This window comes from Paenibacillus sp. yr247 (assembly GCF_900103825.1).
Lineage (GTDB): Bacteria > Bacillota > Bacilli > Paenibacillales > NBRC-103111 > Paenibacillus_E.
This window is the reverse complement of record NZ_FNIF01000002.1, coordinates 762,442-783,140: the sequence shown is the minus strand read 5'-3', so window position 1 is coordinate 783,140 and position 20,699 is coordinate 762,442. Positions and strand designations below refer to the sequence as shown.

20 protein-coding genes are annotated in these 20,699 nt (G+C 46.2%); 18 read left to right on the top strand and 2 right to left on the bottom strand.

The genetic code is table 11. The features are described from left to right. Nucleotides 1-7: 7 nt before the first annotated feature. The 18 genes from abc-f (at nt 8) to BLT91_RS08320 (ending at nt 18,833) form a co-directional block, all read left to right on the top strand. Nucleotides 8-1,945 carry a ribosomal protection-like ABC-F family protein gene (gene abc-f / locus BLT91_RS08400; protein WP_090819379.1) on the top strand — a complete coding sequence of 646 codons (1,938 nt, stop codon included), beginning with the start codon at nt 8-10 and terminating at the stop codon, nt 1,943-1,945. A gap of 136 nt (nt 1,946-2,081) precedes the next feature. Next, on the top strand, nt 2,082-2,780 hold the full coding sequence (locus tag BLT91_RS08395) for a pirin family protein (RefSeq protein ID WP_090819377.1): 699 nt from the start codon (nt 2,082-2,084) through the stop codon (nt 2,778-2,780). A 25-nt stretch (nt 2,781-2,805) separates the two neighbouring features. Continuing rightward, the gene (locus BLT91_RS08390) at nt 2,806-3,138 is read left to right on the top strand and encodes a hypothetical protein (RefSeq protein WP_090819375.1); all 333 of its coding nucleotides are present in this window, start codon (nt 2,806-2,808) and stop codon (nt 3,136-3,138) included. A gap of 34 nt (nt 3,139-3,172) precedes the next feature. Next, nucleotides 3,173-4,258 (top strand): nitric oxide synthase oxygenase, encoded by a 1,086-nt coding sequence (locus BLT91_RS08385; RefSeq protein WP_090819372.1) that lies wholly within the window; start codon nt 3,173-3,175, stop codon nt 4,256-4,258. 172 nt (nt 4,259-4,430) lie between these two features. Further along, nucleotides 4,431-5,312 (top strand): EamA family transporter RarD, encoded by an 882-nt coding sequence (gene rarD, locus BLT91_RS08380; protein ID WP_090819369.1) that lies wholly within the window; start codon nt 4,431-4,433, stop codon nt 5,310-5,312. 277 nt (nt 5,313-5,589) lie between these two features. After that, nucleotides 5,590-6,456 (top strand): MurR/RpiR family transcriptional regulator, encoded by an 867-nt coding sequence (locus BLT91_RS08375; RefSeq protein WP_090819366.1) that lies wholly within the window; start codon nt 5,590-5,592, stop codon nt 6,454-6,456. A 177-nt stretch (nt 6,457-6,633) separates the two neighbouring features. Further along, complete coding sequence (gene murQ / locus BLT91_RS08370; RefSeq protein WP_090819362.1) at nt 6,634-7,548, top strand: N-acetylmuramic acid 6-phosphate etherase; 915 nt, start codon at nt 6,634-6,636, stop codon at nt 7,546-7,548. 70 nt (nt 7,549-7,618) lie between these two features. Further along, nucleotides 7,619-9,052, top strand: coding sequence for an ABC transporter substrate-binding protein (locus tag BLT91_RS08365; protein ID WP_090819359.1), 1,434 nt, complete (start codon nt 7,619-7,621; stop codon nt 9,050-9,052). A gap of 92 nt (nt 9,053-9,144) precedes the next feature. Beyond that, nucleotides 9,145-10,050 carry a carbohydrate ABC transporter permease gene (locus tag BLT91_RS08360; protein ID WP_090819356.1) on the top strand — a complete coding sequence of 302 codons (906 nt, stop codon included), beginning with the start codon at nt 9,145-9,147 and terminating at the stop codon, nt 10,048-10,050. Between the two features lie 56 nt (nt 10,051-10,106). Continuing rightward, on the top strand, nt 10,107-10,967 hold the full coding sequence (locus BLT91_RS08355) for a carbohydrate ABC transporter permease (RefSeq protein ID WP_090819353.1): 861 nt from the start codon (nt 10,107-10,109) through the stop codon (nt 10,965-10,967). A gap of 33 nt (nt 10,968-11,000) precedes the next feature. After that, entirely contained in the window at nt 11,001-11,972 is a 972-nt protein-coding gene (locus BLT91_RS08350) for a GNAT family N-acetyltransferase (protein WP_090819350.1), read from the top strand. Continuing rightward, complete coding sequence (locus BLT91_RS08345) at nt 11,969-12,673, top strand: PIG-L deacetylase family protein (RefSeq protein ID WP_090819347.1); 705 nt, start codon at nt 11,969-11,971, stop codon at nt 12,671-12,673. The genes BLT91_RS08350 and BLT91_RS08345 overlap by 4 nt, the downstream gene beginning before the upstream one ends. Before the next feature lie 235 nt (nt 12,674-12,908). Beyond that, nucleotides 12,909-14,051 (top strand): exo-beta-N-acetylmuramidase NamZ family protein, encoded by a 1,143-nt coding sequence (locus tag BLT91_RS08340; protein WP_090819344.1) that lies wholly within the window; start codon nt 12,909-12,911, stop codon nt 14,049-14,051. 30 nt (nt 14,052-14,081) lie between these two features. Next, nucleotides 14,082-14,999, top strand: a complete 918-nt coding sequence (locus BLT91_RS08335; RefSeq protein ID WP_090819341.1) for an N-acetylglucosamine kinase — start codon at nt 14,082-14,084, stop codon at nt 14,997-14,999. 72 nt (nt 15,000-15,071) lie between these two features. Continuing rightward, on the top strand, nt 15,072-16,724 hold the full coding sequence (nagZ, locus tag BLT91_RS08330) for a beta-N-acetylhexosaminidase (RefSeq protein ID WP_090819338.1): 1,653 nt from the start codon (nt 15,072-15,074) through the stop codon (nt 16,722-16,724). After that, entirely contained in the window at nt 16,721-17,929 is a 1,209-nt protein-coding gene (locus BLT91_RS08325) for an anhydro-N-acetylmuramic acid kinase (RefSeq protein WP_090819337.1), read from the top strand. Before nagZ ends, BLT91_RS08325 begins: the two co-directional genes overlap by 4 nt. A 151-nt stretch (nt 17,930-18,080) precedes the next feature. Then, nucleotides 18,081-18,233: a hypothetical protein gene (locus BLT91_RS31385; protein ID WP_175532158.1), complete on the top strand. Its 153-nt coding sequence runs from the start codon at nt 18,081-18,083 to the stop codon at nt 18,231-18,233. An 81-nt stretch (nt 18,234-18,314) separates the two neighbouring features. Next, complete coding sequence (locus tag BLT91_RS08320; RefSeq protein ID WP_090819335.1) at nt 18,315-18,833, top strand: YbjN domain-containing protein; 519 nt, start codon at nt 18,315-18,317, stop codon at nt 18,831-18,833. Between the two features lie 64 nt (nt 18,834-18,897). On the opposite strand, the gene BLT91_RS08315 is transcribed toward BLT91_RS08320, so the two are convergent. Then, nucleotides 18,898-19,518, bottom strand: coding sequence for a hypothetical protein (locus BLT91_RS08315; protein ID WP_090819332.1), 621 nt, complete (start codon nt 19,516-19,518; stop codon nt 18,898-18,900). A gap of 172 nt (nt 19,519-19,690) precedes the next feature. Next, nucleotides 19,691-20,674, bottom strand: a complete 984-nt coding sequence (locus BLT91_RS08310) for a bile acid:sodium symporter family protein (protein WP_090819329.1) — start codon at nt 20,672-20,674, stop codon at nt 19,691-19,693. Nucleotides 20,675-20,699 lie beyond the last annotated feature (25 nt).

Sequence of the window (20,699 nt, the reverse complement as noted above, 5' to 3'; positions counted from 1 at the left end):
CTTTATTATGTTAATTATTAACGGGCAAAATATAAAGAAATACCATGGTGCACAGCTGGTTCTCGAGGACGTCACCTTTGAAATTCATCAGGGAGAACGAATCGGACTTGTGGGACGAAATGGTAGTGGGAAGTCGACTTTGCTTCGCCTCATATCCAAGATGGAAAAGCCCGATGAAGGACAATTAACGGTACGAAAAGATACGCGGATTGGCTATTTAGCGCAAATCCCAACAGAGTGGGAGAGCGGTACCGTGTATGATGTGCTGGCCGCGAGCTTTCAAGGAGTACTAGAATGCCGCGACATCATGACGGAGCTGGAGCAGCGAATGTCGAGCCCCGAGGTTATGAATGACGAAAGGCAGCTTGATCAACTGCTTAAGCGATACGCACAGCTGCAAGAGCGCTTTGAACGAGAAGGCGGCTACGAGCTGGATGCCAGAATTGATCAAGTTGCGAACGGACTTCGCATTGCAAGAGAGTTTTACGAGCGTAATTTTGCCTCGCTGTCGGGAGGCGAGAAAACGAAGATTGCACTCGCTTCTCAGTTGATCGGTAAGCCTGATCTTCTCCTGCTGGATGAGCCGACCAACCATCTGGATTTGTTCGGAGTGGAGTGGTTGGAGGAGTATCTCACCCATTATGAAGGCGCGTGCTTAGTTGTTTCTCATGATCGCTACTTTTTGGATCTGGTGGTCACGAAGATCGTCGAACTGGAAGATGGTGAGTCAACGACCTATCCGACTTCTTATACGGGATATGTAAAGGAGAAGGAAGTCCGGCTTATTCAGCAGTTTGCGGATTATCAGGAACAGCAGAAGGTCATCAAAAAGATGAAAGAGACGATTAAACAGCTGATAGAGTGGGGCAGAGTAGGAGGTAATGAGAAGTTTTTCCGCCGAGCGGCATCTATGCAGAAAGCATTGGATCGAATGGAAAAGCTCAAGCGGCCTGTTCTCGATCCTAAGGCGGCGGAGTTTGGGCTGAAGCTGGATGATCGTTCTGGTCGAAGAGTCATTTACTTCGAAGATGTGAACAAGTGTTATGGGGATAAAGTGCTGTTACAGCGGGCAAGCGGCTTGCTGGAATATGGCGAAAAGGTGATGCTCGTCGGGCATAATGGTTCAGGTAAAACAACCCTGCTTAAGATGATTCTGGGTGAAGTGCAGCCTGACGAAGGGGAGCTTGAAATAGGTGCGCGCGTGGACATTGGTTACTTGGCTCAACAGGAGTATCCGGAGGACCATAAAAAGTCTGTTCTGACTTATTTCTGCGAGGAAGCGAAGTTGGAGGAAGGAGAAGCTAGAGGCCGTCTTGCTGCTTATTTATTTTATGGAGCAGATGTATTCAAGACGGTTTGCTCGCTCTCGGGCGGTGAGTGGACGCGACTGCGGTTAGCTCTGCTCGTGTTACGCAAGCCTAATTTGCTCATTCTGGATGAACCGACGAATCATATGGACATCGCTTCAAGGGAAGCGCTGGAAGAAGCGTTGGAAGAATTTCCCGGTACGGTGCTAGCGGTGACGCATGATCGCTATTTTATGAATAGGCTGTCTCGGAAAATATGGGAGCTGGATAATGGATGCATCACCGTTTTCTTGGGCAACTTTGATGATTATAAAGAGAAGAGCGGGCAGCTGCGCGCCCGGCAGGAGAGTCTTGCTGTGCAAGTTCAGCCTAAGGCTCAAGTGCAGGAGAAGCGTGTGGCCGAGACTGGATCGAAGCGGGATAAGACAAAAGCTTCATCGGCGAAAGAAAAGCTGGAGAAGCAGATTGCCAAGGAAGAGTCATGCTTAGCCGTCTTGGCCCAACAGTTAGAGGAACAGGGTCATAAGGAATTTGCTGATGATTTTACGATTGCCCAACTATGGGCAGAAAGAGAAGCTGTTCAGTACCGTCTGAATGGGCTGTATGAGCAGTGGATGCAAGCGGAGGAGCAGGAATAGGTGAGAAAATAGAGGGGGTGCAGATGCACCCCCTTTTGGCTGCCACTCAACGGGCAAGTTCCGCCACCGTTCCGACATGGAAGTGAATGGCCTCAATATGGTAAGCTATAAGTACTAATGAAGGAGGACGATTGCTGTGATACAAGTATTTCCTGCGCATACGCGCAATATGACTGATCTGGGGTGGCTTAAGAGCTACAAAAACTTCTCATTTGGGGATTATTTTGATGAAAATAATGTAGGCTTCGGAGTTATGCGTGTATGCAATTATGATGAAATTGCGGCTGGCCGCGGTTTTGGTCCACATCCGCACAGTGATATGGAGATTGTAAGCATCGTTCTCAGCGGAGCGATCAAGCACGAGGATAGTTTGGGTCATGTTGCGATAACAGCATCGAATGGTGTGCAGCGGATGTCAGCAGGCAGCGGCGTTATTCATGCCGAGTACAATGCGTCGGAAACCGAACCCATGAGTCTGTTCCAGCTCTGGTTCATGCCAGCAAAACGGGGCTTTGCGCCTTCCTTTGAGAATGTCACATATGAGCGAGAAGCGATGATTAACAAGCTGCTGCCAGTCGTGACGCCCGAGGGCGGCGAGCATATCGCAAAGATTCATCAAGATATGAGTATTTACCTCAGCAAGCTGGATGCAGGCAAAGAACTCGTTTTCAATCAGGGAGAAAATCGCCGAATTTTTCTTATGGTCATCAGCGGGAAATGTTCAGCGAATGATGCGGTGTTGGAAAGCAAGGATAGTGCTCGCATGGAAGCTGAACAAACGTTAGCGATTCGTGCTATTGAAGATACTCATTTCATGTTAATTGATCTGCCATAACGGATGATGAAGGAGGGCTACAAGTATGAAGGAAATCTTTTTGATTAAGCATGCGATTGGCGGCAGAGCGTTTATCGATACCGGTAAGCAGCCGATTCCTTATGAGTGGAAGCAGATGCAAGACCAATGGGTTTTCACTGTAAAGATAGATAAATCAGAGAACATCGCTGAGCTATTAAAATGGAAAGATGAACTCAACGTATTCGTCTTCCAGGAGTTTGAAAATGAGCCAACACGGAAATTATGGTTCTATGTCGGCGATGATGCCGTTCAATATTCCGAGGAAAAGGGCGAGTTGACGATAGTGGCCAAATCTCAAATTGCATACATTCCGGAACAGTTTAGCGCACAATTGTAATTTAACCCTTCGTTTTATCGGATTGGAGTCACCTATGAAAGTTCAGGATCAACTGCTGGAGAAAGCTGTTCCTTTTATAAAAGAATGTTATAACGAATTAGGCAAAAGTTCGACTGAAATCGAATCCCGTCTTGCGGAGATTACCCAAGCTATACGGTACAAAGGTTATTATGAACACACACTTCAAGAGCTCGAGCATGGTGCGAAAATGGCGTGGCGTAACAGCAACCGTTGTATCGGACGATTGTTCTGGGAGACACTGACGATTCACGATGCTCGTCAAATTGAGACCGAAGAGCAGATGGCGGAGGCATTGTTTCGTCATATTGCCACGGCTACGAATGGCGGCAAAATACGCCCGGTGATTACCGTTTTCCCACCAACTCGTAATTCGGCGCAAGGAGTCATAATTCATAATGATCAACTAGTCCGTTACGCGGGTTATGAGACCGAAAATGGCATACTTGGTGACCCGGCTTCGCTAAAGATAACAACGTTATGCCAGTCGCTTGGATGGCAGGGAGCGGGCACGCCTTACGATGTACTGCCGCTTGTTGTCCAAATTGGGCATCGGCCGCCGAAGTTGTTTGAAATTCCTGGCGAGCTGGTCTTGGAAGTTGATATCAGACACCCGGATATAGCAGCATTTGAGAATTTGCATCTCAAGTGGTATGCAGTCCCGATCGTATCGAATATGTACCTTGAAATTGGTGGGATATCCTATCCGGCTGCACCCTTCAATGGGTGGTACATGGGAACAGAGATCGGTGCCCGGAATTTTGCCGATGAAGCAAGATATAATATGCTGCCGCGCGTTGCGTCTATCATGGGTTTGGATACTCGGCGTGAAGCATCCCTATGGAGAGATAAAGCGCTCGTTGAGCTGAATGTGGCTGTGCTCCATTCATTTCAACAACAGGGAGTGGCAATTGTTGATCACCATACAGCGGCGAGACAATTTAAGCGCTTTGAAGAGAAAGAGGAGAAGGTTGGTCGGGATGTAACGGGCGATTGGCCGTGGCTGATTCCGCCGCTTTCACCGGCGACAACGCATATTTTTCATAATCATTATTCAAATGAAGTGAAGCTGCCTAATTTTTTCTATCGGCATGAGGGTTGAACAATCCCCTCGTAGAATGGATTACGGTAGGCTCCGTTTAAGGATAGTATAAACAATCCGTATTCGAATCCCCGTAATCCCCGTAAATCGGGGATTTATTTTTTCGTGACCAACGGGCAAATTCTGAGATTCATAGAATTGCGTTACTAGAAATAGAAAAGAGGATTTTACTATGAAAAAAGGGCTCTGGTACGCCATTCTTGCCTATACCGCATGGGGCTTGCTGCCTGTTTATTGGAAGTCTTTTGATTCGCTGATTGCTGGCGAAATATTATCTCACCGTGTAATTTGGTCATTTGTATTCATGATCATTCTCTTAACGATAGGGAGAAGTCGATGGAATGAATTTCGAAAGATGGTTACGAACGGAAAAACGCTGCTCTTGATTGGGGTCAGCAGCATCTTAATCAGTTCCAATTGGCTGATATTCATTTGGGCCGTCAATAACGGTCATGTCATCGAGACGAGTCTGGGGTATTATATTACACCACTAATTAATATCATGCTTGCAGTCCTGTTTCTGCGTGAAAAGCCAAGCCGCAGTCAGTGGCTGGCCGTTGCTTTGGCGGGTGCCGGTGTCTTGCTGGCAACCATCGATTATGGCAGATTCCCATGGGTTTCTCTTTCGCTAGCGTTTAGCTTCGGTTTATATAGTCTTGTGAAAAAAAGGGTTTCCTACGATGCTTCCATCGGATTGGCAGGGGAAACTGCGATTGTATTTCCTATAGCTGTCGCATATATTTTCTACTTACACGTCTCACATCATGATTCCGCGTGGTCGCTGCCGCCCCTTTCTTTTGTGCTGCTATTATTATCAGGCGTGGTGACCGCTTTACCTCTGCTATGGTTTGCCAAAGCGGCGGCTCGGCTTCCGCTCTCTATGCTTGGATTCATTCAATATATTGGTCCTTCCATTACGCTGCTGTTAAGCGTATTCGTATTTAATGAGAAGTTCTCCCCTGTGCTTCTCATCAGTTTCTCTTTGATCTGGACTGCGCTAATCGTTTACGCACTTGCATCGATGAGATTAGCAAGAACCGCTATAGCGAAGTAAACTTTCAAATGTGAAAGGGCTGTTCCCTAAGGTCATAGACCTTGAGGGACAGCCTCTTCATAGTTAACTCAATTTCGTTGATATTATAGCATCGCATTCAGAATCGCCGACATATAATTTGGAATTAAATTTTATTTTTATTGTTTTATTTTGAAAAAAAATTTCTTTACTCAGATTTCTAAATTCAATAAAAATTAGTTATTGTTTTTTTGAATAATTATTCGTATGATGAGATTAATTTTTAGCTCGGAGAATTTATGATGAGTAGGGAATATATATGTCAATTAATGATAATATTTTGATTAAAATTCGGGATATGAAGGACAGTCTAACACCCGTAGAGAAACTGGTAGCAGAGTATATACTTGAGAATTTGGAGGAAATTCCTCATCTTTCGATTAAGAGTCTTGCTCAACTGACAAAGACCAGTGACGCATCCGTTCTTCGTTTCTGCAAAACGATGGGTTATAAAGGTTACCGCAATTTTATTGTAAGTGTCTCAGCTTCACTTGGATCTATGGATGAGGAGCAGAAGGATCAGTACACGGATATACAACCTGGGGATGATTTATCCATCATTATCTCTAATATTTCTCGCAATAATAGTAAATCCATTGTAGACACCCTCAGTGTCATCGATAAGAATGAAATAGCCCGTGCTGTAAAAGTGCTGCGTGAAAGTAACCGTATTGTATTTTTTGGTATCGGTGCATCCGGCTTGGTGGGTATCGATGCGGAGCAGAAGTTTTCTCGGATCAACAAAATGTGCCACACCTACACGGATGGGCACAGCCAACTCACAGCGGCTACTTTGCTGGAAAAGGGTGATGTGGCCATCTTTATTTCGAATTCCGGTAAAACCGTGGAAATTCTCGATTCGCTGGAAATAGCCAAAAAGAATGGCGCTTGTATTATTGCCATTACCAAATATAATAAAAGCGAGTTAGCGGATAAGGCAAATATTGTATTGAGCATCTCTACACCGGAGGTAACCATCAGAAGCGGTGCCATGGGATCACGAATTGCCATGTTGACCGTTATTGACATTCTTTTTGCTGGCGTAGCCAGTGCGGAATACAAAAAAGTGAAGAAATATCTGAGCAAGACTCACGACATTATTGCCAGCGTCAAACATCGCAAATAAATGAGAAAGACAACGGCTAATCGAGAAAGAGCCGTTGTCTTTTTTTGTCGAAGTTAAGAAATAAAAAAACAATTATTTATTTTACGAAGAAATAAAATTTCAAAAAGTATTGACCAAAATGAAATTTTTCGCTAGTATGAAAATAGAAATTTAGATAAACAGGACAGGAGGATAGCAATGGATGAGTATCTGTCGGGGTTGACTACGGAAGAGATTAACGAGAAAACGCTGATGATTGATGAATGTACAACAGAACAAATGTTACATCTAATGAATGAGCAGGATGCTAAGGTTCCTGATGCAGTGGGAGCAGAAATACCGCAAATTATGAAAGCGGTTGATATCTTACATCATGTGCTTAAAAACGGTGGCAGAATGTTCTACGTAGGGGCTGGAACTTCTGGTAGACTCGGTGTGCTCGATGCATCTGAATGTCCTCCTACTTTTGGTATTGACCCCATACGGGTACAAGGTCATATTGCCGGAGGCGATGTGGCATTAAGACGGGCAGTTGAAGGTTTTGAGGATAATGCAGAGGAGGGGGTCGCACTCATCGAACGGTGCGGGGTGACAGACAAGGATGCTGTTATTGGCATAACGGCCAGTGGAAGCGCGCAATTTGTCATTGCCGGTTTGAAAAAGGCAAAGGAAATTGGTGCCGCAACGATCGGCGTTGTGAATAACAAAAATTCGAAATTAGAGCCTGTCTGTGATGTATGTATTGCGCCAGTGGTTGGGCCGGAAGTGATTATGGGATCCACCCGATTGAAAGCGGGGACAGCACAGAAGCTGGTTCTTAATATGCTTACGACGTGTACGATGGTGAAACTAGGAAAAACGTATAACAACCTAATGGTGGACTTGAAGGCAAGCAATATCAAATTGTATGATCGTTCCGTTCGTATCATTAGGGCAGCAACTGGGGTAGACGATGCCACCGCAATTGCCCATTTGGAGAGCGCTTCCATGAATTGTAAATTAGCGATTATGATGATAAAAACCGGGATGAATGCCGCGGAAGCAGAAAAAGCATTGAATCAATGTGACGGCAGTTTGAAAACAGCAATACGTACCTTTGTTAAAATTGTGTAATAATTCAATATCAAAAAAGGAGAAACTTGAGTTATGCTCAAGAATCCCTATATTAGGAGGTCTGTTTTTCATGAAAAGAAAAATGCCCGTATTAGCATCCGTCGTAGCTTTAACTATGGCTTTAACAGCTTGTGGTGGTACTTCCGGCACTAAAGCAACACCGGCTCCATCAGCTCCAGCGGCTACTGCTGCCGCTTCAACAGCGAAAGATACCATCACGGCACTACTGCCGCCGGTTTCACCGAACTACCAAAAGACATTCGAACAAATGTCCAAAGACTTTACGGCATTGTATCCGAATCTGACTTTGAAAATCGAACCAGCAAGCTGGGAAGATATGAAACAGAAATTGGATACGCAAGTGAATGCAGGCAGCCCGCCTGATATCGCTTTCGGAGGCTCTGACGGCATCCCTAAGTATGTGCAGCAAGGTTTGCTCATGGACATCACGGATGCAGCAACTCCTGAGATGGTAAACGACTATGATAAAGCTCCACTTGAATACATGAAGAACGGTAAAGGACTTTACGGCTTCCCGGCTTACATGGAAGTTCACGCACTGGGCGGCAATAAAGAGTTCTTGGAAAAAGCCGGAATCGATTGGAAAAAAGTACAAACAAACGGTTGGACTTACGATGAATTCCGCCAAGCGATCAAAAAAGGCGTCGTAACTGAAAACGGCAAAACACGCTACGGTTTCGTGTTCGCTGTTAAAGGCGTAGCTTCAGTTGACTACTTGGGGATCATGGCGAAAAATGCCGGTATGCCAAACGCGTTTAATAAAGATTTGAAATATGCGTACACTAGTAAGAACTACTTAGGATTACTCAAAGATCTTCGTCAGCTGATCGATGACGGTTCCATGCCGAAAGAGCTTAGCTCTGTAGACGCTGGTAAGCGTTGGAACATGTTCTTGACAGGCCAAACGATGATTACAGGTAAAGGCCTTGCCGTGTTTGAGAACTCAGCAAAAACAAATAACGCAAAACTTAAAGCAAGTGACGCTAGTGCTGTAAAAGATAGCATCCCGGTTGATTATATCGTATTGCCGGCTCCGACGTTCCAAGGTGCAAAACAATCTTCCGCTGCTGTCGTTGACGGTTACATGACGTTCCGTGGTAAAAAGGAACCTACTGCTGAGCACAAAGCGAATGTCGTAAAAGCTGCTTACTTCCTAGCTAGCGGTAAAAATGCTGCAACAACAAACAATGATCTGTTTTCAGCTCACATCACGCAAAGCGCTAAAAAAGCGGCTGAAAGCATGAAAATTGACAGAAACCCAGACAACGTTGCTGCTGTTGATTTTATGCTTAAAAACGCAACGCCAGCTCGTTCGGATATCCCGACTGAATTGGGTGCTAAAGCGATTAAATTGGAAACTGAAGTTATCGTACCTAAGTTCCAAGGGCTAATCGCTGGTGAAGTTACTCCAGAAGCTATGTATGAAGCTGTAAAAGCGGCTGCGATTGCTGCGTTTGGCGCAGACGGAGTTGTAAAAGATTAATCATAAGTTTTAAACTTCGGATAGTCGTGAAGAATTTTGCACGGCTATCCGAACTATTTTAAACCGAGTTTTCTGAAACGGGGTTTGACAGTATGGCTACTAATATCGCTAAACCGATGAAAAGAAGGAGAATCAAAGGAGAAGGTGCTTGGGGATATGCATTCATTGCCGTCGCTTTGGTTGTTTTTGCGATGTTCACCGCATACCCGGTCGTAAGCGCGTTTATCATTAGTCTCCAAGAATACAAGCCTCTTGGTTCTACCTATGTTGGATTCGACAATTATATACACACGTTTAAAGATTCTTTGTTTTGGCAAGCTTTGCGCAATACCGTCGTTTATACGCTTTTGACAGTACCTGTTAACTTGTTCTTGTCCATGGTGATCGCAATATTAATTCTGCCACTCAGGAAAAAAACGCAGGGCTTTTTCAAAGGAATTTATTATTTGCCTGTGGTAGCTTCAGGTGTTGCACTATCCGTTGTATGGCTTTGGATCTTTGATCCGATGGAAGGCGGGATTTTGAATCAGTTGATTCATTTCTTTGGCTTCACCAATCAGAATTGGTTGGGCTCTAGCAAAACGGCGATGTTTTCATTGGTTCTGATGTCCTGGTTGTCTAGTCACGGCACAAGCATTATCATCTACCTGGCCGGTTTGCTCGGTATTGATGATACGTTTTACGAGGCAGCGGAAATGGATGGAGCGAACTTTTTTCAAAAGCTCTGGTACATCGTTGTACCTTCTTTGAAACCAGCTACATTATTTCTTTTGGTGACGGGTGTTATCGGTTCTTTCCAAGTGTTCCAGAACGCTTATCTGATGACTGGCGGTGGTCCGAACAATGCGACTACCATGGTTGGTCTACTGATTTTCAATAATGCATTCACTTATTTTGAATTCGGTAAAGCCGCAGCGCAATCGTTGATTTTAGCTGTTATTATTGCGGGTATTTCGGTTATCCAGTTCAAATATGCGGGCAAAGACGTCGAGTATTAAGAGCAGAGAGACTTTGAGCTCCGCTCAAAGATATCCCTATGTTGGGAGGATAAAAAATGGCTTTATACAGTAATCATGCAGGAAAACCAAAAGTAAAAACCATCCGAAATACAATCATTTTTATCGCCCTTCTTCTTTTTGCTTTGGCGACAGTATTTCCGATTTATTTCATGGTCATTTCATCCTTTGCTGACCCGGTTGAGGCCGGAGCGGTGAGTTACTCCATTTTACCAAGTAAATTTACGTTCGCTTCCTTTAAATATTTCTTTGATTACAGCGAGTATTCGTATCGTTGGATTCTGAATTCGTTGATCGTTGCGACCACCGTTATGGTGTCCAATGTCATTTTTGCAAGTATGGCTGGTTACGCATTTTCAAAACTGCGTTTTAAAGGGAGAGGCGTGCTGTTTGCTGTACTGCTTGTCTCCATGATGATTCCTTACCAAGTTACGCAAGTTCCTTTGTATATTCTGGTTGTTAACGTGTTCGAACTTCAAAATACGTACAGTGCGTTAATTATGCCGAGTATCGTTACCGTATATAATATTTTTCTGGCTAAACAGTTTATGAGCAGCATCCCGAACGAGATTATGGAAAGCGCTAAAATCGAAGGGTGCAGCCAGTTTACAATCTATTGGAGAATCATTCTGCCTTTATCCAAAACCGTGCTTGCCGTAATGGCAATTCTAACGTTCATGGATAGCTGGAACACATTCTTCTGGCCGCTCCTTGTAACAAATACGATGGATATGCAGACGATTCAAGTTGGATTGAAAAACTTCCGGTTTGCCAATACAACGTTTATCGCGCCGATGATGGCTGGTGCTACCATCTCTGCACTGCCTATGTTTATTCTATTCTTCAGCTTGCAAAAGTACTTCTTAGAGGGTGTGACCGTGGGAGCGGTGAAGGGATAAAACGAACAGCGCATGGGGAGGTATCGCTTCAGCATGATCGTCTCATGGGATCAACAATATAGACAGGCGGTAATTGCCTTATGGAACGAAGAAGCCGTGAAAGAAGGCTATAAGGAGCTTACTACACAAAGCTTTGAGGACATCTTCGTGTCTAACGCTTACTTTGACAGGCATAATGCTTTTATCTTATTGGAACAAAATCAGGTCAAAGGATTTGCCTGCGGATGTACGGGGGATGACCTGCCTCTCGGAGAAGTGGCAGGATATATCACCTGTATCGTGTTAGCTAATGACTGCAAAAACGATGAAAACTATACATTGATGTTAAATGCATTAGAAGAGCGTTTTAAGCAATTGGGTAAAAAGCAAGCCGATATCCTATTCTTTAATCCGATGTTACTCCCTTGGTATATACCAAGGACTCCTAAGCATGAGCATAACAATGCGCCGGGCGTGCCGATAGAGAGTAAGTTATATGAATTTTTGCTAAGAACAGGATATATTGAGCGTGCTAAAGAATGTGCGATGTATTTGAATCTGGCGGGTTTCACCATTCCAGATGATATAAGAGCCAAAGAAGGCAAAGCGGTTGAGGAAGGTTACACAGTTGAATTGTTTGACCCGGAAAAGCATAACGGCGTTAATGAAATGCTTAATGGCTTTAATAATCTTTTATGGCAAAGGGAAATCGGGCAAAGCACGGCAGATGGCGTGCCAGTGGTGATTGCTGCATATAAAGGCAAGGTAATCGGATTTGCCGGTCCGGTCATTCGTCAGGAGAACGGCCGGGGCTATTTCTCCGGGATCGGCGTGCATCCTGATCATGAGGGACACGGTCTGGGCAGCATTCTTTTCTTTAAGCTATGTGAAGCATTTCGTTCTATCCAGACCGAATATATGTCTCTCTATACCGGAAGCACGAATCCGGCAATCCGCATTTATGAGAAGGCCGGTTTTAAAACCGTCAAACAATTTTCTGTTATGAGAAGGGGGTTTGCACAATGAGCGAAGAAAAATTAACGATTCTGGCAATTGGTGGCCACGTAGGTGATATGGAACTAACGGCAGGCGGCGTATTGGCAAGTCATTCTCTGAAGGGTGACCGTATTGTGACTTTAGCGCTGACCGCCGGCGAACGGGGCGTTCCAGCAGGCAGAGATGTCATGGAATACCGTGAGCAGAAGGTGAATGAGGCCAAGGGTTTTGCTAAGATGCTCGGCGGTGAAGCTATCGTATTCGACATTCCAGATGGTGAACTGCAAGATAACGATGAGATGCGCTTTAAAGTGTGTGATGTGATTCGCCAGGTTCGTCCCAATGTCATTATCACGCATTTTAAAAACAGCATGCATAAGGATCATATGACCACTCATCGCATTGTTAACGATGCGCGCTTTTTTGCCGGTTTAGGTCCGCTCAAACGGGAGAATCCTTCTCACTTTGCATCAAGATTATATTATGCTGAGAATTGGGAGGATGCAGTCGACTACAGACCTTACGTTTTTGTTGATTTTTCTGAAGAAGCCTTTCATTTGTGGGTTAAGGCAGTGTCCTTGCATTGGTTCGTGACAGGCAGCAAGTCCTTCCCTTATCTGGAATACTACAAGCATTTAGTTAGAGTTCGTGGTATTGAAGCTAGAAAGCAATATGCACAAACCTTCATGATTCCAGAAGAAAATATGCGTGTAATAAAAACTGAATTATGATAATAAACCAACCTCTAATCGCGGCAGCTCATCTATGAGTGGCCTCGATAGAGGTTATTCATTTGGAGGTGCCACGTATGGGGCATGAAAGTCTGTAGACCGAAAACACCGAATTGCGGAGAAGCTGCGTCACTTCAAATAGCTGGAGTCTGATTTTACCTAATTGCAAGAGGGTTGCGTGAGCGGATGTTCGATGTGGGCATCGTAAGTAACAAAGACGAATGAGGAGGCAGCTATGATCCGCAACGGTATCGATTGTATCGGGCAGTATGCCCATCTTTTTAAAGGGAAACGATTGGGACTAATTACGGCACCTACTGGATTAACTAATAACTTTGTTTCCACAATTCAAATTCTGAATGAGAATTTCAAGCTGACAGCCCTATTTTCACCAGAACATGGTGTACGCGGAGATCAAGCTGCAGGTGCCCAGGTTGAAACTTATCTGGATCCGATTACACAGGTTCCGGTATACAGCTTGTATCGTAAGGATTCCAAGCGTCTGAGTCAGGAAATGCTGGATGAGGTAGATATGGTCGTATATGATATTCAGGACGTAGGCGTTCGCTATTATACCTTTATTTACACGATGCTGTATGCTTTGGAAGACTGTGCCAAAGCAGGCAAGCCATTTGTAATTTTGGACCGGATCAACCCACTTGATGGAGTGACGGTAGAAGGCAATATTCTAAAGCCGGACTATCAATCTTTTGTTGGCAATTATCCGCTTTGTACGCGCTACGGTCTGACTGCCGGTGAGGTGGCTGCCATGGTTAACGATCAGATGAACTGGCATTGCGAACTGCACGTTATACGCTGTGAGGGCTGGGAGCGGAAGATGCTATTCCCTGATACAGGACGTCATTGGATAATGCCCTCTTTGGGGATTCCCCGATTTGACACGGCATTGATGTATCCAGGCACCTGCATTTTTGAAGGTACCAACATGTCTGAAGGAAGAGGAACCACGGTTCCTTTTGAAATTGTAGGAGCTCCGTTCATTGATGCTCAAAAACTGGCGGATGAAATGAACAGTAAGAAACTGCCCGGGGTCTTTTTCCGTCCTGTCTATTTTAATCCGACATTTTCCAAATATCAGGGAGAGTCATGCAGCGGCGTGCAGCTTCATGTACTGGATACCCGCGCGATTAGGCCTTTGGAAACAGGCATCACACTAATGTATACCATTAAGAATAACTATGAACAATTTTCTTTCCTGCCGCCTCTAAAAGAGGGATCCAGACCTTTTATTGATTTATTATGCGGGGATAAGCTGTATCGTGAAGATAGTGTAGACGTTCCGTTATTATTGGAGCAATTTCGTGAAGAAAGCTGTAAATTTGCGCAGATGAAGGAGCAGTATCATTTGTATAAATAGATGAATTTGGCAGAAAGGAGATGTGACCATATGAAAAGATATGTAGCGGGACTAGATGGGGGCGGTACCAAAACTGCGGTGACTGTGGCCGATGAGAATGGTCTCGTAGTGCATACATTTACATCCGGTGCTATTAACTATAATGGACAAGACGAGGTTAGTATCCGGCATAGCTTTCAAGAGATTTTTGATACTGTAGCAAGGGTTTGCGGGGGATTGGATCATTGTGCACAAGTCGTCATCGGTGCGGCAGGGCTCAGTAATCCTACTGTTATTGCTCGTCTGGAATCTAATGTCAGGGAAAGCGGATATCAAGGAGAATTATTCATTATAGGCGATCAAGAAACGGCTCTTTGCGGTGCGCATGACAGCGAATACGGGATTATTCTCATTGCGGGTACCGGGTCTATTTGTTATGGCAAAAATGAATATGGTCTTTCTCATCGTACAGGCGGTTATGGCCACCTCATTGATGATGAAGGCAGCGGTTACAGTATCGGTCGAGATCTGCTCTCTGCTTTGGTACAGGCGAATGATGGTCGTTTACCCGAAACAATAATTACTGACATGGTGTATGAACAGCTTCAGCTCTCGTCCGTACAGCAGATCATCGGTTTTGTGTATGACAAACGTACCAATAAAAAGGACATTGCGGCATTGGCTCCCATCTTGTCAGATGCCTGTGAGCGCGGCGACAAAGTGGCTCTGACCATTGCAAAAAAAAGCGCTTTATCCTTGTTTGAGATCGTGGTTCCAGTGGTGGAAAAACTGTCCCTGCAGAAAGGAAGCCTTGCTATGGCAGGAAGCGTTCTGCTTAAGAATAGCTTTGTTCAGAGCGCTTTCGTTGACATGCTGAAAAAGGGCTATCCTGACTTACACTGTATAATTGCCAAAAACGATGCGTCCAGCGGCGCGGTTCTTATGGCATTGAACCGTTTAAAAGATTAAATTTAAGACAATTGCTTCTTCGGGATTTGATATTGGGTAAAGGTATTCTCATGTGAGAGAGAGGGATAGAGGATGAAAGAGGTTCATGCAATGACGTTGAGAGAAAAAATCGGACAAATGCTTCTTTGCGGGTTTAAAGGCATAGAAGCAACTGAAGAGCTAGAGGCGCTTATAGCTGAACACCACATCGGTGGTGTCATTTATTTTGCGCGTAATGTGGATAATACCCAGCAGGTTGCTAGACTATCTGACCAACTGCAGCAAATCGCAGAGCAATCTGGTACCATGCCGCTTTGGATTTCAATCGATCAAGAAGGCGGCATGGTTGCCCGTATTACGGAGGGTGTTGCCCTGATGCCGGGACAAATGGCGCTGGCTGCGGGAGCGTTAGGACCGGAGGCAAAAGAAGGAATTAAAGCAGGAGCAGGCTGCAGCGCGGCCTATGAGGCCGCATTGATTTCAGGGAAAGAGCTAAGAGCACTCGGGATCAATTTGAACTTCGCTCCGGTGCTGGATGTGAACAATAATCCGGATAATCCGGTCATCGGTGTTCGTTCATTCGGTGAATCGCCTGAGCTTGTCGCTGAATTCGGACAACAGGCTGTCCAAGGCTTCCAGGATGCCAATGTCGTAGCGACCGCTAAGCATTTCCCGGGTCATGGGGATACGAGCGTTGACTCTCATCTGGATTTACCAACGATTATGCATGGCGAGGAGCGGATTCGCTCTGTGGAGCTGGTGCCATTCGTGAAAGCAATCGAAAGTGGAGTCGACGCGATCATGTCGTCTCATATTTATTTCCCGGCTTTGGAGGCGGATAAGCTTCCTGTGACGCTGTCTAAGTCTGTATTAACCGGGCTGCTGCGCGAGGAGCTGGGCTTCGAAGGCGTGATCATGACCGATTGCATGGAGATGAATGCCATCTCCGAGCATTACGGCACAGTCGCAGCAAGCGTCATGGCGATCGAGGCCGGAGCTGATCTCGTTCTGATCAGCCATAGCCGTGACCGCCAGATCGGTGCCATCGCGGCGATTGAGCAAGCCGTGCACGAAGGCCGCTTGACCGAAGCACGTATCGATGCTTCGGTTAAGAGGCTGCTGGCGCTCAAGGAGCGGCGCGGAGTGCTTGCGCCGCAGTCGAACGCAACGGCTGAAGTTGGGACCGCAGCGCATTGCGCGGTCGCCCAGCGCCTCAGCGAAGCCAGCATCACGCTCGTCAAGGACGAGCAGAAGCTGCTGCCGCTGAAGCGCGTGAGAACACTCGCGGTGACTGTGGCCGCAGCGGTTTCGTCGGGCGTCGACGAAGCGTATGCGGGTCCCGCGAGCCTGGGGGCTGCGTTGGCCGAGCAAGGTCTCGACGTGCTCGACCGCGTGCTTCCGCTGCAGGAAATCGGCGAACTCCGCGAAGCCGTACTCGCTGAGGCGCTGCAAGCGGAGCAGATCGTCATCGGGACGTACAACGCCCGATTCCATCCGGCGCAGGTTGAGCTGGTGCGCGACCTGCAGGCGCTCGGCAAGCCGCTTGTCGTCGTCGCGCTGCGCGTGCCGTACGACTTACTGGAGCTGCCGGACATTTCCACCTTCATCGCTGCTTACGAAAGCCGTCCATTAGCACTGCAAAGCACAGCGAAATGCTTATTGGGCGGGTTAGCTTTGCGAGGCCGCCTGCCGGTCTCTCTCGGCTCTCACTACCCTGCAGGCTGGAGATGGGAGGACGGACTATGATGCTCCGTTCTCTCCTGAATCAAACCTCGCTGACAGTTGCGGGCATCATGTCAGGCACTTCCCTTGACGGCATCGATGTCGCGCTAGTCCGTATTGACGGCTGCGGAGTTGATGCCAAGGCCCGGCTCATTCACTTCGAAAGCTTCCCTTATGCGGAGGAAGTACGCGAGAAGCTGAAGCAGCTGTGTTCCATTGATCATTCGGATGTAGCCCTCTTGTGCGGCATGAATTTCGCTATAGCTGAGCGTTTTGCAGCTGCTGTTATCCAAACAGCCGCAGCAGCTAAGATGAAAGTGGAGGAGATCGATCTCATCAGCTCCCATGGACAGACGGTATGGCACATCCCTGTAGCGGATGAGGCGAATCCTTTTCTACCCAAATCAACGCTGCAGATTGGCGATTTGTCCGTTATCGCCAAACGGACGGGAAGACCGGTCGTCGGCGATTTCCGTACCGCTGACATGGCGGTCGGAGGTCAAGGCGCTCCGCTTGCGCCTTACGGGGACTTTATAATGTTCAGAGACGCAGACAAAGGGCGTATCCTTCAAAATATAGGCGGGATCGGCAATTGTACAGCGATTCCGGCCAGAAGCTCAACAACTGCCCCAGCCGATGCTAGCGACCTCATCGCTTTCGATACAGGTCCGGGGAATATGGTCATGGATCAAGTGGTTTATGAGCTGTCCGAAGGCCGGCTTTCTTACGATGCAGATGGTGCGTGGGCAGCGAGAGGGCAAGTCAATACGGAGATCCTTGCGGACATGCTGGCACATCCGTATTTCGGGCAGCTTCCTCCCAAAACGACGGGACGCGAACTATTCGGCAAAGCTTATACATCTTCATGGCTCACAGCTGCCGTTGAGCAGGGTCTGCCGCAGGAAGACATCGTCGCCACGGCAACTGCATTCACAGCGCATTCCATCGCTCGTGCCTATCAAGAATTTGTCTTCCCGCATTGTGACATTGCGGAAGTCATCGTTAGCGGAGGAGGGGCGCGTAATCGAACACTGCTCATGATGCTTAGAGAACTGCTGCCGATGCAGTCCATCCTCACATCAGATGAGTTAGGCATTTCCGGTGATGCCAAAGAAGCGATCCTATTTGCCCTGCTTGGCAACGATTGGATTCATGGTGTGCCGAACAATTTGCCTTCGGCTACCGGGGCGCTGCGTCCCACCATCATGGGCAAGCTTGCCTTGCCTTAGCCAATGCGAACGACGAAAATCCGGTCAGTGTTGTCCATACACTGCCGGATTTTTTTAGGTCTACATATACGGTCTTTCGAATCGTTCGAAAATAGCAGGGGCATGGGGTGTAAAGAAATCCGTATTCAATGCCGATAAATCAACTGAGAAGATGCTCGATAAGCGTTCAAAGGATGCTAATCTTCTGCTCGATATGTTTCAAAAATTGCCTGCCTATGATGCAGCCAATACGGATATCGCCGGACGTTATAACCAAATTCATAGTTTTAATAGAAGCATCCAGAGTAAGTTTGTTCGGGCTTGAGAAAGTTAAGAATGATCCGGTTAATTAGAAAAATAGCCTTGTTGAAGCAATGGGCAAAAGAGAGTAGGAGGGCGGATACATATGCTGCCAGACCATGTACATGCGCGTCATTTGGCGCAGTTAGGGTTGCTTAAAGAGATTTTGGATGAAACAGGCTTGGCGACAAATGTATTGGAAAAATCAGAGGCGATTCCGCTTCACGTGCTGATGGCAGGATTTCAAGAGGATAAAAAAGGGCGGGAACGCTTTCTGCACTTTAGCTTTTTACCTTTGAATGATGAAGAGATTGCGGCTATTCAACTGCTGCAAATTTACAGTACGCTGCCGTTCCATCTCCAAGAAGGAGTGCGCGACGGCGTTGCTGCTGTTCTGTTGGAGATCAATACGAGACTGCCGATCGGTCATTTTGGCATAAACGAACAAAATGAATTGCATTACCGCTATGTATACAGCATCTCAGCCTCAAGCAAGTTTGATAGTGAAGAGGTTTTGGAAATTCTAAGCTTGTTCGTTTACATGTGCGATATGTTTGCCGAGCATGTTGAATTGGTTGCAAGCGGTGAAGCTGCTGCTGAGCAGGTCATTCAGGCATTGAGATAGTTTAGATAAACAAGGAAATCCGATTCCATCCTTTAGGATGAGATCGGATTATTTGCATGCTTTCTTATTTGATTTTATTTTGCAGCAATTCGATAAGCTGCTTGCCAGGATCTCTCATTGCACCGTTAGCAGGACGATTTCCATTGGCATTTCCACCTCTGTTATTGTTATTTGCGTTTCCGCCGCCAGTTCCGTTAGCTCCTTTATTGTTTGGTTGTTTTCCGCTATCAGTTTCATCAGAACCTTTAGCGTTTGGTTGAGCAGAAGCATCTGGGGTTTTGTTTCCTCGGTTGCTCATGCGTGCAGTTGAATCCTCTACAAATTTCTTCTGGGCTTCTGTCAGCTTTTCGAATAGCTTGGTCTTGTTCTCATCACTGAGTTCAGCTTTTGCGACGATTTCTTGAGCAACGGGCAGCATGGCTTGAGCCTGTTCTTTAGTGATGGCGAGTCCATCTGCTTTATCCAGCATAAGCAGCGTCTGAAATGTGCTGAACATTTGTCTTTGCGCTTGATTCATGACAGGTCGGTCTTGAGACTTTTGCTTCGCATCTGCCGGCGCTTGTTCGTTTTGTTGCTGTGGCTGTGACGTGCCTGCTGCAGCAGTTTGGGCGGATTGCTGGCTCCCGCAGCCGCTTAGTAATACGGGGATAAGGATGCATAAGCCTGCTATTTTTTTCATCTTCATAGTTCTATGTATCACTCCTATCATTGGTCTTCATCACAATCGTACAATCCAATTATGAATAATTAGAGAAAAGAAGCTGAAACACAGATAAAAGTTAGCTTAAAATTTGCTGAACTAAAAAAGAAGCTGCTCAGGCAGCTCCTGCATGGATCATAAGTATAGCAACATTGACCTATATTTGTTTCATACTTTTACCGGCTAAACGGTGTATATCACTCTTCAAGGCGTATCGCCTATTCAGCAGATAGCCGAAGAGGGAGGCAAGCGACTGCTGGAACAGCATCCCGAGTACAACGGGGATAGTTACGGGAGGCGGGAAGTAGGCAACTGCGATTACGGCGCCAGCACTAATATTGCGCATTCCGCTGTTAAACGTTAGTGCCACGATAACGTCTTGTTCCCATCTCAGGAGTTTGGCTACGAACCATCCCAGTATATAGCCAAGTGAGGCTACTAATAGTACAAACCCTGCTAAACCAAGCAATTTAGCATTGAATTCCCGTAAGTAAGGAGCGATAACCGAGCTGTTAATAGCGACAACAATGCCCATGACTATTTTCGAAAAAGGACCTAGTCGCCCACTCCACTGCTCTTTAATCTTGCCCCGAGTCCATTGATTTAGCATCATCCCAACTAAAGAGGGTACGACAATCATAAAGAAGAGACCTTTCATCATCGCGAAGGAGTCCATTTGTACTTTGGTGCCAACTAACGCAGATAATGTGTAGGGAACGACGAAGGGTGAAAGAACAGTATCCATGAGAATAATAGATAAAGTGAGTACGATATTACCGCGATAAATTGCTACCCAGACGAAGCTCGTAATACCTGTCGGAATAGCTGCTGCTAAGATGAGTCCTGTTATCGTTAAGGGTTCATGGTCATATACAACATGTCCGAGTCCAAGCGCAATAAGCGGCATCCCTACATGTAAGATCAACAACGTAGTTAGGAGCGGAAGAGGCTGAACGACGACTTTAACGAATTCCTTGAAACTTGAGCTTATGCTTCCCGAGAAGGTCATGAAGGCAAACAGCCAAGGGGACAGATAAGTAAAACCGGATAAATGACTGCCTAGCAGAACACCGATGAGGACGCTTACTGGTGTGATGAGCGGCAAGATTTTTTCTAATTGACGATTCAATTGAGACAGCATCTAGGTAAACATCCTTCCTTAAAGC